Origin of the sequence: Xanthomonas protegens, from assembly GCF_038442435.1 — a bacterium.
Classification (GTDB): domain Bacteria; phylum Pseudomonadota; class Gammaproteobacteria; order Xanthomonadales; family Xanthomonadaceae; genus Xanthomonas_A; species Xanthomonas_A sontii.
Map to the genome: position 1 here is coordinate 1 of NZ_JAQJCQ010000029.1, position 16111 is coordinate 16111.

General features: G+C 71.2%; 13 protein-coding genes. 8 read left to right on the forward strand and 5 right to left on the reverse strand.

Annotated features, from left to right (window positions below):
- Nucleotides 1-215: 215 nt before the first annotated feature.
- The 3 genes from PIQ37_RS20370 to PIQ37_RS20380 all read right to left on the reverse strand — a co-directional run bounded on the left by PIQ37_RS20370 (nucleotide 216) and on the right by PIQ37_RS20380 (nucleotide 3774).
- Complete coding sequence (locus PIQ37_RS20370) at nucleotides 216-1439, reverse strand: copper resistance protein B (RefSeq protein ID WP_342074861.1); 1224 nt, start codon at nucleotides 1437-1439, stop codon at nucleotides 216-218.
- The gene (locus tag PIQ37_RS20375; RefSeq protein ID WP_342074862.1) at nucleotides 1436-3241 is read right to left on the reverse strand and encodes a copper resistance system multicopper oxidase; all 1806 of its coding nucleotides are present in this window, start codon (nucleotides 3239-3241) and stop codon (nucleotides 1436-1438) included. Before PIQ37_RS20375 ends, PIQ37_RS20370 begins: the two co-directional genes overlap by 4 nt.
- A 119-nt stretch (nucleotides 3242-3360) precedes the next feature.
- Nucleotides 3361-3774, reverse strand: coding sequence for a CopL family metal-binding regulatory protein (locus PIQ37_RS20380; protein WP_342074863.1), 414 nt, complete (start codon nucleotides 3772-3774; stop codon nucleotides 3361-3363).
- A gap of 114 nt (nucleotides 3775-3888) precedes the next feature.
- On the opposite strand from PIQ37_RS20380, the gene PIQ37_RS20385 reads away from it, so the two are divergent.
- The 6 genes from PIQ37_RS20385 (at nucleotide 3889) to PIQ37_RS20410 (ending at nucleotide 11585) form a co-directional block, all read left to right on the forward strand.
- Nucleotides 3889-4329 carry a heavy metal-responsive transcriptional regulator gene (locus tag PIQ37_RS20385; protein ID WP_342074864.1) on the forward strand — a complete coding sequence of 147 codons (441 nt, stop codon included), beginning with the start codon at nucleotides 3889-3891 and terminating at the stop codon, nucleotides 4327-4329.
- A complete protein-coding gene (locus PIQ37_RS20390; RefSeq protein ID WP_342074865.1) occupies nucleotides 4326-6764 on the forward strand; it encodes a heavy metal translocating P-type ATPase in 2439 nt (812 codons plus the stop codon). The genes PIQ37_RS20385 and PIQ37_RS20390 overlap by 4 nt, the downstream gene beginning before the upstream one ends.
- A gap of 34 nt (nucleotides 6765-6798) precedes the next feature.
- Entirely contained in the window at nucleotides 6799-7011 is a 213-nt protein-coding gene (locus PIQ37_RS20395) for a heavy-metal-associated domain-containing protein (RefSeq protein ID WP_342074866.1), read from the forward strand.
- 120 nt (nucleotides 7012-7131) lie between these two features.
- The gene (locus PIQ37_RS20400) at nucleotides 7132-8235 is read left to right on the forward strand and encodes a PLP-dependent cysteine synthase family protein (protein WP_267097214.1); all 1104 of its coding nucleotides are present in this window, start codon (nucleotides 7132-7134) and stop codon (nucleotides 8233-8235) included.
- Between the two features lie 61 nt (nucleotides 8236-8296).
- Nucleotides 8297-10321 carry a M3 family metallopeptidase gene (locus PIQ37_RS20405; protein ID WP_342074872.1) on the forward strand — a complete coding sequence of 675 codons (2025 nt, stop codon included), beginning with the start codon at nucleotides 8297-8299 and terminating at the stop codon, nucleotides 10319-10321.
- 379 nt (nucleotides 10322-10700) lie between these two features.
- Nucleotides 10701-11585 carry an SH3 domain-containing protein gene (locus tag PIQ37_RS20410; RefSeq protein ID WP_342074867.1) on the forward strand — a complete coding sequence of 295 codons (885 nt, stop codon included), beginning with the start codon at nucleotides 10701-10703 and terminating at the stop codon, nucleotides 11583-11585.
- 46 nt (nucleotides 11586-11631) lie between these two features.
- Here the strand turns inward: PIQ37_RS20410 and fabB are convergent, their stop codons facing one another.
- Nucleotides 11632-12840: a beta-ketoacyl-ACP synthase I gene (gene fabB, locus PIQ37_RS20415; RefSeq protein WP_342074868.1), complete on the reverse strand. Its 1209-nt coding sequence runs from the start codon at nucleotides 12838-12840 to the stop codon at nucleotides 11632-11634.
- A complete protein-coding gene (gene fabA, locus PIQ37_RS20420; protein ID WP_342074869.1) occupies nucleotides 12840-13355 on the reverse strand; it encodes a 3-hydroxyacyl-[acyl-carrier-protein] dehydratase FabA in 516 nt (171 codons plus the stop codon). Before fabA ends, fabB begins: the two co-directional genes overlap by 1 nt.
- A 200-nt stretch (nucleotides 13356-13555) precedes the next feature.
- Here fabA and dinB point away from each other — a divergent pair, with 200 nt between their 5' ends.
- Nucleotides 13556-14626, forward strand: a complete 1071-nt coding sequence (gene dinB, locus PIQ37_RS20425) for a DNA polymerase IV (protein WP_342074870.1) — start codon at nucleotides 13556-13558, stop codon at nucleotides 14624-14626.
- Nucleotides 14627-15286: 660 nt separating this feature from the next.
- On the forward strand, nucleotides 15287-15940 hold the full coding sequence (gph, locus tag PIQ37_RS20430) for a phosphoglycolate phosphatase (RefSeq protein ID WP_342074871.1): 654 nt from the start codon (nucleotides 15287-15289) through the stop codon (nucleotides 15938-15940).
- Nucleotides 15941-16111 lie beyond the last annotated feature (171 nt).

A 16111-nucleotide genomic window follows, 5' to 3' on the forward strand; every position in this document is an offset into this window, starting at 1 on the left:
CGGCTTCAGCCGCGACGGGCGTTACCGGTAACGCCCGTCGCGGCTGAAGCCGCTCCTACGGATGCACGGCCGTTCGCGCTGCCTGGGTGCGGAGAGGGCCGTGCGTGCTCCTGGCGCGAGACGCACCTCGCGCTGGCGGCGATGCCGCGTTTCGCTGCGGCGGCGCATCCTTGCGCCGCTGTTCGCCGCGCGCCCGCAGCTCAAAACCAGAACCGTCAGAACCAGAACCGCAGGCCGGCGACCCAGCGTGTCTCGCGCGCCGCCTCGCCATCGGCGCGGCGCAGGTCGGCGGTGTCGCCGAAGCTGCGCACGTGCTCCACGCCAACATACGGCGCGAACCGGCGCGTGACCTCGTAGCGCAGGCGCAACCCGCCCTCCACGGTGGTCAGGCCGCTGCCGGTGCGATGCGCCGGATCGTCGCGCGCGGCCAGTTCGGCTTCCAGCCGTGGCTGCAGGATCAGGCGATTGGTCAGCAGCACGTCGTACTCGCCTTCCAGGTGCAGGCTGGCATGGCCGCCCTCGCCGACGTAGAGCAGGGCCGACACCTCGAACTTGTACGGCGCCATGCCTTGCACGCCGAACGCGGCTGAGGTCCGCGCGCGGCCCGGCGCGAATGTCTGCCTGCCGCCGATCAGCACGTCCCACCAGGGCGAGATCGCGCGGCCATAGGCCAGTTCCAGCGAGGACGCCGTGGTGCGGCCGCCCTCGCGTTCGCCGTCGCTGCGCAGCCATAGCCGGTCGATGTCGCCGCCGTACCAGCCGCGCGCTTCCCAGGCCTGGCCGCTGCCGTGGGCGTTGTCCCAGCCCTCCAGGCGATCGACCAGCAGGTAGCCGGTGCGCGCCGCGCCGTGCGCCATGCCGTGCTCGCGCAGCACCGGGAACGCGGCCGCGCGATCGGCGGCGGTGATCGGCGGGATCGGCTCGCGCGGCAGCGGCGTGTCGGCGCTCGCAGGACACGGGCATGCTTTCGCTGTCGGTGCGGGCGCGGGCGCGGGCGCAGGCGCGGGCGCGGTGGGCATCGCATGGTCCATGCCATCGTGATGCGTGTCGTCGTGTGCGAGATGCGCGTGTTCGCGGTGATCGACCTGCGGCGACGGCGTGGCCGCGTGGTCCATCGTGGCGTGGTCCATGTGCGCGTGCGACAGGGCGTCGGCGTGCTCTGCCGCAGGCGTGTCTTGCATGGCCGGCGCGTGCTCGGCATGCACCATGGCTGCGTGGTCCATGGTGCCGTGCATTGCCGTGTCGGGCTGCGATGCCTCCGCAGCGCCCGCCATGGGTGTGGTGACAGCGGGTGCCGGGCAGGCGCAGGGCGCGGCAGTAGGTGCGTCGCCGCCGTCGGTGTCAGCCGTGTGGGCATGCTGCGCTTGCGCCGCAGCGTGCGCGAGCAGCAGCGCCAGGCCGGTGGCCTGGGCAAGCGGAGCGAGGCGGAGGCGGCTCATGCGTCCACCCGCACTTCGCGCATCATGCCGCCGTCCATGTGGTACAGCAGGTGGCAGTGGTAGGCCCAGCGGCCCAGCGCGTCGGCGCGCACGCGGTAGCTGCGGCGCGTGCCGGGTGGCATGTCGACGGTGTGCTTGCGCACTTGGAAGCGGCCGGCGGCGTCCTCCACGTCGCTCCACATGCCGTGCAGGTGGATCGGGTGCTGCATCATCGTGTCGTTGACCAGCACGATGCGCAGGCGCTCGCCGTAGTTTAGCCGCAGCGGTTCGGCGCTGGCGAAGGGAATGCCGTCGAACGACCAGGCGAACTTCTCCATGTTGCCGGTCAGGTGCAGCTGGATCTCGCGTCCCGGCTCGCGTCCGTCCGGGTCCTTGAACAGGCTGTGCAGGTCGGCGTAGCTCAGCACGCGGCGGCCGTTGTCGCGCAGGCCGATGCCGGGGTCGTCCAGCCGTGGCGCGGTGGCGGAGGACTGCATGTCCACCAGCGGATTGCCGCGTTCGCTGCGTGGATGCGCAGGTGCGGCGGCAGCGTGCGCAGCATGCTCCATGCCCGGCATGCCGGCCATGTGCATGTTCGCGCCGCAGCCGCCCTCCATGCCGTGCATGGCCGTGCCGGCGCCGTGGTCCATGCCGGCGTGCCCGGCCATCGCGTGGCCCATGTCCTGCATGCGCAGCAGCGGGCGCGGATCGTTTGCCGGCACCGGCGCCTGCAGGCCTTCGCGCACGGCCAGGGTGCCGCGCGCGTGGCCGGTGCGGCCCATGTCCTGCGCGAACACCGTGTAGGCGTCCTGGCCGCTGGGTTCGACCAGCACATCAAAGGTCTCGGCCGCGGCGATGCGGAACTCGTCCACGCTCACCGGATGCACGTACTGGCCGTCGGCGGCGACCACGGTCATCTTCAGCCCGGGGATGCGCACGTCGAAGTAGCTCATGCTGGAGGCGTTGATGAAGCGCAGCAGCACCTTCTCGCCGGGACGGAACAGCCCGGTCCAGTTGCCGGCCGGGGTCATGCCGTTGAGCAGGTAGGTGTAGGTGTTGCCGTTGACGTCGGACAGGTCGCTGGGGGTCATGCGCATGCGCCCCCACATGCCGCGGTCGGCGAGGGTGGCGCGCAGCCCGTCCTGACGCGCGTCGCGCAGGAAATCGCCGACGGTGCGCTGGTACAGGTTGTCGTAGGACGGCATCTGCTTGAGCCGCCGGAACAGCGCCGCCGGATCCAGGTCGGTCCAGTCCGACAGCAGCAGCACGTGTTCGCGGTCGTAGCGGTACGGCGGCGGCTCGCGCGGGTCGATCACGATGGCGCCGTACAGCCCGGCCTGCTCCTGGTGCAGCGAGTGGCTGTGGTACCAGTAGGTGCCGGACTGGCGCAGGGCGAAGCGGTACTGGTAGGTCTCGCCCGGGTAGATGCCGTCGAAGCTCATGCCCGGCACGCCGTCCATGTTGGCCGGCAGCAGCAGGCCGTGCCAGTGCACCGAGGTCTGGGTGTGGCCGGGCAGGCGGTTGGCCACGCGGATGGTGACCGTGTCGCCTTCGCGCCAGCGCAGCAGCGGCGCCGGCACGCTGCCGTTGACGGCGATGGCGGGGCGCTCGCGCCCGGTGAAGTTGACCCGGGTGCTGCCGATGCTCAGGTCCAGGTCGGTGCCCTGCAGCACGTAGGGCGTGGCGCCGTTGCGGGCCAGCGCGCTGGCGTGGGCGCTGCGCAGCGGCAGCCCGGTGAGGCCGGCGGCGGCGCCCAGCGCCAGCCCGGTGACGAAGCGGCGCCGCGACGGCAGCGCCGGCAGGCCGGAAGAAGATGGGTTCATGTGCGATGTCCGTAAACGGATGCGATGCGCCGCGCAGCGCCGACGGGCGCTGCAGGCACGGACGCGGCAGCGCCAGTGTGCTGCCGCCAGGAGACCGCCCGCGGGGCGGCCGCGCGCGCTCAGGCGCTGGGAGGACGTTCCAGCCGCGGCAGGCCGGGCGCACCGTGCGCGGTCTGGGAAGCAGTGGCGACGAGGGTGCGCGGCATGCGCGGCAGTGCCAGCGGCATCGCCAGCAGGGCCGGCAGCGGCTGCGCGTGCGGGCATTGGCAGCCGGCCATCCCGCCGCAGCCACCGTGCTTGCCGGCATGATCGTGGCAGTGGCCGTCGTGCTCCGCCGGCGGCGGTGGCGGCGCGTCGTGACATGGCATTGCCGCATGCGCCGGCGCCGCGCTGGCGACCGCGGCAGCCGTGTCGTGCGTCGAGGTGCCGTGCGTCGCCATGCCCGGCATCGCCATGGCGGCCGCGGTGCCGTTGAGCAGCAGGCTCAGACACAGCAGCAGGCGCAGCAGGACGGCGAAGGTCGGCACGGACATGCAGGACGTGGCGGCAGAAGGAACAAGAGGATACCGAAGCCGGCGTGCGCGGCAAGCGACCGCCATGTGGCAAGGCTTGACTCTGGACCCGACTCCAGGGAGTAGGGTGTGTGCATGCGATCCGACCCCGCCACCGCCCGCTTCACCATCGGCGCGCTCGCCCGCCAGGCCGACGTCGCCATCGACACCGTGCGCTACTACGAGCGCCAGGGCCTGCTGCCGCCCGCCCCGCGCCGCGCCTCCGGCTACCGCGAGTACGACGTTGCGGCGGTGCAGCGGGTGCGCTTCATCCGCCGCGCCAAGGAACTGGGCTTTTCGCTGGAGGAGATCGGCGAGCTGCTGGCGCTGCAGGACGATCGCGTGCACGGCGTGGAGGGCATCAAGCAGCGCGCCAGTGCGCGCCTGCAGGCACTGGATCAGCGCATCGCCGAGCTGACCGAGATGCGCGACACCCTGGCCGCCCTGGTCGAGGAGTGCCCCGGCCGCGGCGCGCCGGACGCCTGCCCGATCCTGGGCGACATCCGCGGCGATGCCGCCGGCGATCCGCCGCGATGAGCACGGAGCGGGCCACCGCCTCGCTGACCTTGCCGGTGCAGGGCATGACCTGCGCCGCCTGCGCGGCTGGCGTCGAGAAGGCGCTGCAGCGCCTGCCCGGGGTGGCGGCGCAGGCCAGCTACGCCGGCGCGCGCGTGCAGGTCGACTACGACCCGCAGCAGGTGGACCTGCCGACGCTGCTGCAGCGCATCCAGCAGGCCGGCTACAGCGTGCCCACCGAGACGCTGACCCTGGAGCTCAGCGGCCTGCACTGCGCCTCCTGCGTGGCGGCGATCGATGCGGTGCTGGCGAAGACTCCGGGCGTGCTCGCCGGCCACGCCAACCTGGCCTCGGTCAAGGCGCGGGTGGAAATCGTGCCCGGCGCGGTCGCGCCGGCGGAGCTGATCGCGCGGATCGCCCGTGCCGGGTTCGGCGCGCGCGTCGCGCAGGCCATGGACCCCGAGCAGCTGGCCGAGCGCGAACGCAGCGAAAAGCGTGCCTGGCAGCGCGAACTGGGAATGTTCGCCGCGGCGGTGCTGCTGACCCTGCCGTTCTGGGGGCAGATGCTCGGCATGCTGGATGGCGACGCCTTGCGCGGTGCGCATGCCGAGCCGCTGCCGCGCTGGCTGCAGTTGCTGTTGGCCACGCCGGTGCAGTGCTGGATCGGTGCGCGCTTCTACCGCGCCGGCTATCGCGCGCTGCGCAACGGCAGCGCCAACATGGACGTGCTGGTCGCGCTGGGCACCGGCATGGCCTATCTGTACAGCGCCGTGGTCACCGTGGCCGGCCTGCACGACCAGCACGTGTACTTCGAGGCCAGCACCAGCGTCATCACCCTGGTGCTGCTCGGGCGCCTGCTCGAGGCGCGCGCCAAGCGCCGCACCACCGCGGCGGTGCGCGCGCTGCTCGACCTGGCGCCGACCACCGCGCGGGTCGAGCGCGACGGCGTCATCGTGGAGGTGGATGCGGCGGAACTGGCGGTCGGCGACGTGTTCGTGGTCGCTGCCGGCGAGCGCGTGCCGGTGGATGGCGAGGTGCTCGAGGGCCATTCCAGCGTGGACGAGGCGATGCTGTCCGGCGAGGCGCTGCCGGTGGCCAAGGCGCCGGGCAGTCGCCTGCACGCAGCCACGGTCAACCAGCTCGGCCTGCTGCGCGCGCGCGCCACCGGTGTCGGCGCCGACACCCTGCTGGCGCAGATCGTGCGCATGGTCGATGCGGCGCAAGGCTCGCGCGCGCCGATCCAGCGCCTGGTCGACCGCATCGCCGCGGTGTTCGTGCCGGCGGTGCTCGCCATCGCCGCCATCACCCTGGGCGCGACCTGGGCGCTGGGCGGCAGTTTCGCCGACGCCCTGGTGCACGCGGTGGCGGTGCTGGTGATCGCCTGCCCGTGCGCGCTGGGCCTGGCCACGCCGACCGCGATCATGGTCGGCACCGGCGTCGGCGCCCGCGCCGGCATCCTGATCCGCGATGCCGAGGTGCTGGAACGCGCCCGCGCGCTGACCGCGCTGGTGGTCGACAAGACCGGCACCCTGACCCTGGGTCAGCCGCAGGTGACCGCGGTGCTGGTCGCCGACGCGGCCGAGGCCGCGCCGCTGCTGCGCCTGGCCGCGGCGCTGGAGACCGGTTCGGCGCATCCGCTGGCGCGCGCCATCGTGCAGCGCGCCGCCGACCTGGGCGTGCGCACGGCCGCGCCGGCGCCGCTGGCCGAGGCGGTGCAGACGCTGCCGGGGCAGGGCGTGCGCGGCCGCGTGGACGGGCGCGAGGTCGCGCTGGGCGCGCTGGCGTGGCTCGACGGCCTGGTCGCGGTGCCGGCCGACGCGACGCTGCGCCGCCAGGCCGAGGCGGCGCAGGCGCAGGGCCAGAGCGTGGTCGGGGTGGCGGTGGACGGTGCCGTGACCGGCTACATCGCCATCGCCGATCCGCTGCGCGAGGACGCCGCCGAGGCGGTGGCCCTGCTGCAGGCGCGCGGCATCGCGGTGACCATGCTCAGCGGCGACAACCGCCACGCGGCGCAGGCGGTGGCCGCGCGGCTCGGCATCGAGCAGGTGCAGGCCGAGGTGCTGCCGCAGGACAAGGCCGCGCATGTGCGCCAGTTGCAGGCGGTGCCGGGCGCACGCGTGGGCATGGTCGGCGACGGCATCAACGATGCCCCGGCGCTGGCCGCGGCCGACGTCAGTTTCGCCATCGGCAGCGGTTCGGACATTGCCATCGAGGCGGCCGACGTGGTGCTGATGCACGGCGACCTGGCCGGCGTCGCCGCCGCCATCGACCTGTCCGCGGCGACGGTGCGCAAGATCCGCCAGAACCTGTTCTTCGCCTTCGTCTTCAACGGCCTAGGCATCCCGCTGGCCGCGTTCGGCTTGCTCAACCCGGTGATCGCCGGCGCGGCGATGGCGCTGAGCTCGGTCTCGGTGCTGGGCAACGCGCTGCTGCTGAATCGCTGGCGTCCGCAGTGAGCACGCGCGCGATTTCTTCACTTTGGAGCCTGACATGCAACATCTCGATCTCGTCGTCCACGGCATGAGCTGCGGCGGCTGCAGCGCGCGGCTGCAGCGGGTACTGGACGCCTGCCCGGGCGTGGCCGCCAGCACGGTGGTGCTGGAGGGCGGGCGCGTCGGCGTCGACTACGACCCCGCGCGCATCGACGTGGCCGCGCTGGAGCAGGCGATCGCCGACGCCGGCTTCAGCGTGGCCGCCGGCTGAGCGCCGCCCCGGCGCCGCGCCACGCCGGGTGAACGCCGGCGTGGCGGCCGCTGCCGCGCATGGCCCGGGCGCGTGGCGGGGCGTGTATCGTGGGCGCGATTTCTCCGCTCCCGCACCGCCATGACCCATCGCGCTTGGGTGGCCGCCGCCATCCAGAAGATCGAAGCCGACTTCAACCGTTCGGCCGACACCCACCTGATCCCGCTGGACCTGCCCGGTTTCCCCGGCATCGACCTGTATTTCAAGGACGAGTCCAGCCATCCCACCGGCAGCCTCAAGCACCGCCTGGCGCGCTCGCTGTTCCTGTACGCGCTGGCCAACGGCTGGCTGCGCGAGGGGCGCCCGGTGATCGAGGCCTCCAGCGGCTCCACCGCGGTGTCCGAGGCGTATTTCGCGCGCCTGCTGGGGCTGCCCTTCATCGCGGTGATGCCGGCGACGACCTCGCCGGAGAAGATCGCCGCGATCGAGTTCCAGGGCGGGCGCTGCCACCTGGTCGGGCGCGCCTGCGACCTGCACGCCGATTCGGTGCAACTGGCGCGCGAGACCGGCGGCCACTTCATGGACCAGTTCCTCTACGCCGAACGCGCCACCGACTGGCGCGCCAACAACAACATCGCCGAGTCGATCTTCCGGCAGATGCAGGAGGAGCCGCATCCGATCCCGGCCTGGATCGTGTGCAGCCCCGGCACCGGCGGCACCGCGGCCACGCTCGGGCGCTACGTGCGCTACCGGCGCCATCCCACCCGCATCCTGTGCGCGGATCCGGAGGTGTCGCTGTTCTTCGACGGCTACCGCGAGGCCCTGGCCGGGCGCGACTACGCCGGCCTGGAAAGCACCGGCGGCTCGCGCATCGAAGGCATCGGCCGGCCGCGGGTGGAGCCGAGCTTCATCCCCAGTTGCGTGGATGCGATGGTCAAGGTGCCCGACGCGCTGAGCCTGGCGGCGATGCGCTACGTCAGCGCGCGCCTGGGCCGGCGCGTGGGCGGCTCCACCGGCACCAACTTCGTCGGCGTGCTGCAGGCGGCCACGCGCATGCGCGAGCAGGGCCGCAGCGGCGCCATCGTCACCATCCTGTGCGACAGCGGCGAGCGCTACGGGCACAGCTACTACCGGCCGCAGTGGTACGCCGAGCACGGCATCGACGTGGACCAGGCCGATGCGCAACTGGCCGCGGCGGTGGCCGGCGCCGGCCTGCCGCCGCTGCCTTGTGCTGCGCTGGACTGACCGCCATCTCACTGCCATGACCGGCGCCGCCGGCCTTCCTTCCGTGACCGAGACTTCCGCGATGACCAATCCCCTGCTCGATTTTTCCGGGCTGCCGCGCTTCGATGCGATCCAGCCCGAGCACATCGGCCCGGCGATCGACACGCTGCTGGCGCAGGCCGAGGCCGCCGTGGCCGCCGCCGAGACGGTGGCGCCGGTGCGCTGGGACAGCTTCGTGGCGCCGCTGGACGATGCCACCGAGCGCCTGTGGCGCGCCTGGGGCCAGGTGAGTCACCTGCAGGCGGTGGTCAACACGCCGGCGCTGCGTGAGGCCTACAACGCCAACCTGCCCAAGGTGACGCGTTTTTCCAGCGCGCTGGGGCAGAACCTGGCGCTGTTCGCGCAGTACCGCACGCTGGCGCAGTCGCCGGAGGCGGCCGCGCTCGGCCCGGCGCAGCGCAAGGTGCTGGACAACGCGCTGCGCGATTTCCGCCTGGGCGGCGCCGAACTGGGCGAGGCCGACAAGCAGCGCTTCGCCGCGATCCAGGAAGAACTGTCGGCGCTGTCGGCCAAGTTCTCGCAGAACGTGCTCGACGCCACCGACGCGTGGTCGCTGCTGGTCGACGACCCGGCGCGCCTGGCCGGGCTGCCCGAGGACAGCATCGCCGCCGCGCGCGCGGCGGCCGAGCGCGACGGCCAGGCGGGCTGGAAGCTGACCCTGCAGATGCCGTGCTACCTGCCGGTGCAGATGTACGCCGAGGACCGTGCGTTGCGCGAGACGCTGTACCGCGCCAACGCGATCCGCGCCTCGGAGTTCGGCAATGCGGCGCTGGACAACAGCGCGGCGATCGGCCGCATCCTCGCCCTGCGCGGCGAACTGGCGGCGCTGCTGGGTTTCGCCAGCTACGCCGAGTATTCGCTGGCGACGAAGATGGCGCAGGATCCCGCACAGGTGCTCGACTTCCTTCACGATCTGGCCGCACGCGCCAAGCCCTATGCGCAGCGCGACCGCGCCGAGCTTGAGGCGTTCGCGCGCGAACACCTGGGCCTGGACACGCTGGAAGCCTGGGACCTGGCCTACGCCGGCGAGAAGCTCAAGCAGGCGCGCTACAGCTTCTCCGAGCAGGAAGTGAAGCGCTACTTCATCGAGCCCAAGGTGCTGGACGGCCTGTTCGGCCTGATCCACGACCTGTACGGCCTGCGCGTGGAGGCCGACAACGCGCCGGTGTGGCATCCGGACGTGCGCTTCTTCCGCCTCAGCGACGCGCAGGGGCGCCTGGTCGGGCAGTTCTACCTGGATCTGTACGCACGCGAAGGCAAGCGCGGCGGCGCCTGGATGGATGATTGCCGCAACCGCCGCGAACGCGCCGACGGTGTGCAGACCCCGCTGGTGTACCTGGTGTGCAACTTCGGCCGCGGCAGCGACGGCAAGCCGGCTACCTTCACCCACAACGAGGTCACCACCCTGTTCCACGAGATGGGCCACGGCCTGCACCAGTTGCTGACCCAGGTCGGCGAACTGGGCGTGGCCGGCATCAACGGCGTGGAGTGGGACGCGGTGGAACTGCCCAGCCAGTTCATGGAGAACTTCTGCTGGGAGTGGCCGCGCCTGCAGGCGATGACCGCGCACGTGGACAGCGGCGAACCGCTGCCGCGCGCACTGTTCGACAAGATGCTGGCGGCGAAGAACTACCAGAGCGGCATGTTCACCGTGCGCCAGCTCGAATTCGCGCTGTTCGACATGCAGTTGCACCACGACTTCGATGCGCAGTCCGACAGCGTGCTGCAGTTGCTCGAGCGCGTGCGCGACGCCGTGGCGGTGAACCGGCCGCCGGCGTGGAACCGCTTCCCGCACCAGTTCAGCCACATCTTCGCCGGCGGCTACGCGGCCGGCTACTACAGCTACAAGTGGGCCGAGGTGCTCAGCGCCGACGCCTACGCGGCGTTCGAGGAAGCGCCCGACCAGTTGCCCGCCACCGGCGCGCGCTTCCTGCGCGAGATCCTCTCGCGCGGCGGCAGCCGCCCGGCGCTGGAGAACTTCACCGCCTTCCGCGGCCGCGCGCCGGAACTGGAGGCGCTGCTGCGGCACAGCGGCATGGCTGGGTAAGCGGGGATTTGGGAGTTGGGATTGGGGAGTTGTGATTTTTCGCGAGGGCAGGGCATTTCCAGCGCTTCTGGCTTTGTTGTAGGAGCGGCTTCAGCCGCGATAGGGCATTACCGGTAACGCCCGTCGCAGCTGATCCCGCAAAAGGGGACAAGAGCCGCTCCTGCAGAAAATCGCTTGCCAACGATCTGGCTCCGCACAGCGCGCTGCCGCCCCCAATCCCCAATCCCCAATCCCGGCTTCCAACAGCCGCAGGCTGGTCATCCCGAATCCCCAATCCCGAATCCCCGCTCCTCTGTGCTAGAACACAGCACAGCGGCAGGCGATCTTCGCCGCCGCGATCGCGGCGCAGGACACCGCCGCACTGCACAAGGAGGACCGCATGAAGCGCGCAGGGTGGTGGACGCCGTTGCTGTTGGGCATGGTCGCGCCGGCATTGGCGCAGGACGGCAGCGGCACGGTGCGCATCGGCGCCAGCCTGCGCGCCGGTCCGGCGCCGGAGTATCCGCGCGTGGCCACGCCGGCCACCGACGACACGTTGCAGGTGCACGGCTGCACACGGGACTGGGCCTGGTGCGATGTCAGCTGGCGCGAGAAACGCGGATGGCTGCCGGCTGGTGCAATCGACTTTCACGAACAGGGGCAGGGCGTCGCGCCCGGCGCCTCGCTCGGTGTGCCCACGGTCGGCTTCGCGCTGGATCGCTACTGGGACACGCACTATCGCGGTCAGCCGTGGGCGCGCGAGCGCGCGCGTTACCGTCCGCTGGAAAGCGCGGCGACTGCCGCTGGCCCAGCGCAGATCCCGGCACCGCTGCAGCGGCAGTTGGCGCCGCAATGGCGGGCGCCCCCTCCACCGCAGGCGTCCGCGTCCGAGGCCGTGAGCGCCACGCCGGCATGGACGCCGCCGGGCGAGCGGATGCATCAGATTCCGCCGCCGGACGCGCTCAATCCCCGCTACAACAAGGAACTGGCGAAGGAGTTGCAACGCCAGGACGACGACCGCCGCCTGCGCGAATCGATGGGGCTGACGCCCGTGCCGCCGTCTGCCTCCGCGCCGTCGGCATCGCCCTCGTGGCCGCCCACGCCCGCGACGATCCAGTGGGTCGAGCGGCATCCGCCGAAGCCGAGTTCGCCGCCACCACCACCTCCTCCTCCACCGCCGCCACCTCCACCGCCACCGTCCCCGCCTTCACCGCCACCAACCAAGCCGGAAGCGCACAAGGACGACGACGCCGGGCGTCGCGACGTCAGGCAACTGGAGCGCTGACGCGCGGCACGCTGCCGCTGCCGGCAGCGTACGCGCATCGCCTCATTCAGGCCTTGGCGAATACCAGCGCGGCGTTGGTGCCGCCGAAGCCGAAGCTGTTGGACATCACCGTGCGCAACGCGGCATCGCGGCTTTCGCGCACGATCGGGAAGCCCTCGGCGCGCGGATCCAGCGTGTCGATGTTGGCCGAGCCTGCGATGAAGCCGTCGCGCAGCATCAGCAGGCAGTAGATCGCCTCGTGCACGCTGGCCGCGCCCAGCGAGTGCCCGGACAGCGCCTTGGTCGAGGACAGCGGCGGCACCGCATCGCCGAACACCGCGCGTACCGCATCCAGTTCGGTGACGTCGCCCAACGGCGTCGAGGTGCCGTGGGTGTTGAGGTAGTCGATCGGCGCGTCTACCCCCTGCAGCGCCATGCGCATGCAGCGCACCGCGCCTTCGCCGGACGGGGCGACCATGTCGGCGCCGTCGGAGGTCACGCCGTAGCCGACCAGTTCGGCGTGGATGCGCGCGCCGCGCGCCACCGCGCGCTCGTAGTCCTCCAGCACCAGCATGCCGCCGCCGCCGGCGATGACGAAACCGTCGCGCGCGGCGTCGTAGGGCCGCGAGGCCACCGCCGGCGTGTCGTTGAAGCTGGTGGACAACGCGCCCATGGCGTCGAACATCAGGCTCATGGTCCAGTCCAGCTCTTCGCCGCCGCCGGCGAACATCACGTCCTGCTGGCCATGGCGGATCAGGTCCGCCGCCGCGCCGATGCAGTGCGCCGAGGTCGCGCACGCGGCCGACAGCGAGTAGCTCACGCCCTTGATCTTGAACGCGGTGGCCAGACTGGCCGACACCGCCGAACACATCGTGCGTGGCACCATGTACGGGCCGACCTTGCGCACGCCGCGGTTGCGCAGCAGGTCCGCCGCTTCCACCTGCCAGTGGCTGGAGCCGCCACCGGAGCCAGCGATCAGGCCGATCCGCGGGTCGCTGATCGCCGCCTCGTCCAGGCCGGCATCGGCCAGTGCATCGCGCAGCGCCAGGTAGGCGTAGGCCGAGGCGTCGCCCATGAAGCGCTTGAGCTTGCGGTCGATCGCCGCGTCCAGGTCCAGTTGCACATCGCCGCCGATCTGGCTGCGCAGGCCGGCCTCGACCGCCTGCGGGTTATGGCGGATGCCGGCGCGGCCTTCGCGCAAGGCGCGCGACACGCTGTCCAGGTCGTTGCCCAGGCACGACGTGATGCCCATTCCGGTAATTGCCACGCGCCGCATCAAAATGCCTCCGTCGAAGTGAACAGGCCCACGCGCATGTCCTTGGCGGTATAGATCTCGCGCCCGTCCACCGACATGCGGCCGTCGGCCACCGCCATCACCAGCTTGCGGTTGATCACCCGGCTGATGTCGATCTCGTACACCACGTGCTTGGCGGTAGGCAGCACCTGCCCTGTGAACTTCACTTCGCCCACGCCCAGCGCGCGGCCGCGGCCGGGTGCGCCTAGCCAGGTCAGGAAGAAGCCGGTCAGCTGCCACATCGCATCCAGGCCCAGGCAGCCGGGCATCACCGGATCGCCGATGAAATGGCAGCCGAAGAACCACAGGTCCGGGCGGATATCCAGTTCGGCGCGGATCACGCCCTTGCCGTGCGCGCCGCCGGTCTCGTCGATGGCGACGATGCGGTCGAACATCAGCATCGGATCGTTGGGCAGGCGCCCGGCATCGGCGCCGAACAACTCGCCGCGTGCGCTGGCGAGCAATTGCTCGCGCGAATAGGAGGACAGACGACTCATGAGCGGAACATTCCCAGGCGAGACAGTCGAGGCGCGCAAGAGTGCATGAGCTTCGCGCGTTCAATCAAACGTTTTATCCGTACGCACGCGTAGTGTCGGCAACGGCGATGCCATGTGCACTGCGCCGGATCAAGGCGCGCATTCTCAGTCCGTGCGCAGCGCGGGGCTTATCATGCCGACACCGTTCGCAGGCGTAGGGTATGGGGTCGATGCGCAAGATCATTCACGTCGACATGGACGCGTTCTACGCGTCCGTGGAGCAGCGTGACGATCCGGCGCTGCGCGGCAAGCCGGTGGTGGTGGCCTGGCGCGGCATGCGCTCGGTGGTGTGCGCCGCCTCCTACGAGGCGCGGGTGTTCGGCGTGCGCTCGGCGATGCCGGCGCTGCGTGCCGAGCGGCTGTGCCCGGACGCGATCTTCGTGCCGCCGGATTTCGCCCGTTACAAGGCGGTGTCGCGGCAGGTGCGCGAGATCTTCCAGCGCCACACCGATCTGATCGAGCCGCTGTCGCTGGACGAGGCCTACCTGGACGTCACCGTGCCCAAGGGGGAACTGCGCACCGCCACCGAGATCGCCCAGACCATCCGCGCGCAGATCCGCGCCGAAACCGAATTGACCGCCTCGGCCGGGATCGCGCCGAACAAGTTCCTGGCCAAGATCGCCTCGGACTGGCGCAAGCCCGACGGCCAGTTCGTGATCCGCCCGCATCGCGTGGAAGCGTTCCTGACCCCGTTGCCGGTGAACAAGGTACCCGGCGTGGGCAAGGTGATGGAGGCCAAGCTGGCGGAACTGGGCATCGCCACCGTCGGCGACCTGCGCGCGCGCAGCGAGGCCGAACTGGAAGCCCGCTTCGGCAGCTTCGGCCTGCGCCTGTACCAGCGCGCGCGCGGCATCGACGAACGCCCGGTGGAGTCGGACCAGCCGGTGCAGTCGATCTCCTCCGAGGACACCTTCGCCGAAGACCTGGCGCTGGAGGCACTGGAGCCGGCGATCCGGCAACTGGCGGAGAAGACCTGGAACGCCACCCGCCGTACCGACCGCATGGCGCGCACCGTGGTATTGAAACTGAAGACCGCGCAGTTCCGCATCCTCACCCGCAGCTTCACGCCGGAGCAGCCGCCGGACTCGCTGCAGGCCTTGATCGACATCGCCCTGGCGCTGCGCGAGCGCGTCGACCTGCCGGCGTCCACCCGCTACCGCCTGGTCGGCGTCGGCCTGTCCGGTTTCCACGAACGCGAGCCGGGACAGGCGCAGGGGCGCTTGTTCGGTTGAGGCGGTGGCGTTGCCTGGGATTCTGTCTTCCCGGCTGATGGAATGGGAGCGTGTACCACGGGAGACTGTCGTACCCTCTATCGCCGCGCCCTGAGCGGTGCGTGGATTGAAATACGTGGGGCTACGGTGCGGCGACGGCGGGTCTTGTCGCGCCCTTGCGGGGGCGTGGATTGGAACCACATCGAGGCGGTCGTCAAACACAGCGTAAGTGGTCGCACACTCTCGCGTGTGCGTGTGTTGAAACAACCATGGGATGTGCGTGCAGGCCGAGAACCTGGCCGTCGCTCCCGCGTCGGGACTGAAGTCCCTCCCACAGGGGTATGCTGCTCGGGTTGCAACAGCGACTTCATCCTCTGGCACGCGGATCGACCTGGTCGCGTCCTCACGGATGCGCGGATTGGAACATGGGTGGGGATCGCCAACCGGTGATGTTCTCGGGTGTCGTGCGCGCGAGTGCAGTGATCGAGCGGTTGACTCGGGCCGGGATGGATCGCGTGAGCGTGGTTCGCGCTCCCGGTCGTCGTCACGGCGCTGCCGCAGCGGGCGTGGCGTGGTGCTAGGGAAGGCAGCGCACGCGCCGCGCCCACGCGCGCGTGTCGCAACCGCATACGAGCTTACGCCACCTACAATGCGTACTTATTCCCTTGTGTTGGGCACAACATGACGTTTCCGTATGCATTGGTGGTGTTCGACCTGGACGGCACCCTGGTCGACAGCGGCGCCGACATCGCCGAGGCGCTGAACCGTACCCTGGCCGACTTCGGCCTGCCGCGCGTGCCGGAGGCGACCGTGCTCGGCTGGATCGGCGAAGGCGTGCGCAAGCTGGTGGAGGTGGCTTGGCGGCACGCTGGCGACACCACACCGCTCGAGACGGTGATGCCGACCTTCATGCGGCACTACGCCGAGTGCCTGTTGCGCAGTCCGCGGCTGTATCCCGGCGCGGCCGAAGCGCTGACGCAGTTGCATGCGGATGGGGTGACGCTGGCGCTGTGCACGAACAAGCCGTCGGCGATGGTGCCGCCGCTGTTGCGCCATCTGGGCGTGGCCGATCTGTTCTCTGCGCTGCTCGGCGGCGACAGCCTGCCCGAGCGCAAGCCCAGCCCGGCGCCGCTGCTGCATCTGGCGCAGCAGTTTGCGCAGCCGCCGGCGCGCTGCCTGATGGTCGGCGATTCGGGGACCGACCTGCAGGCCGGGCACGCCGCCGGCATGCCGGTGGCGCTGGTGCGTTATGGCTATCCGCGCGATCTGGATCTGGCAACGGCCGACGTGGTGTTGCTGATGGAGGATTTGCGCGAGCTGCTGCAGCTGCGCTGATACGACGGCGGCCCAAGCATCGCGGGCAGCGCAAAGACCGGGATGCGCTTGTAGGAGCGGCTTCAGCCGCGACGGGCGTTCCCGGGAAAGCCCGGCGCGGGGGGTCGCCCGCCGCCCAACGCACCACGCCGGATGTCCCCGCCCCACCCCGCGGCGGGGGGGGGGGGGGGG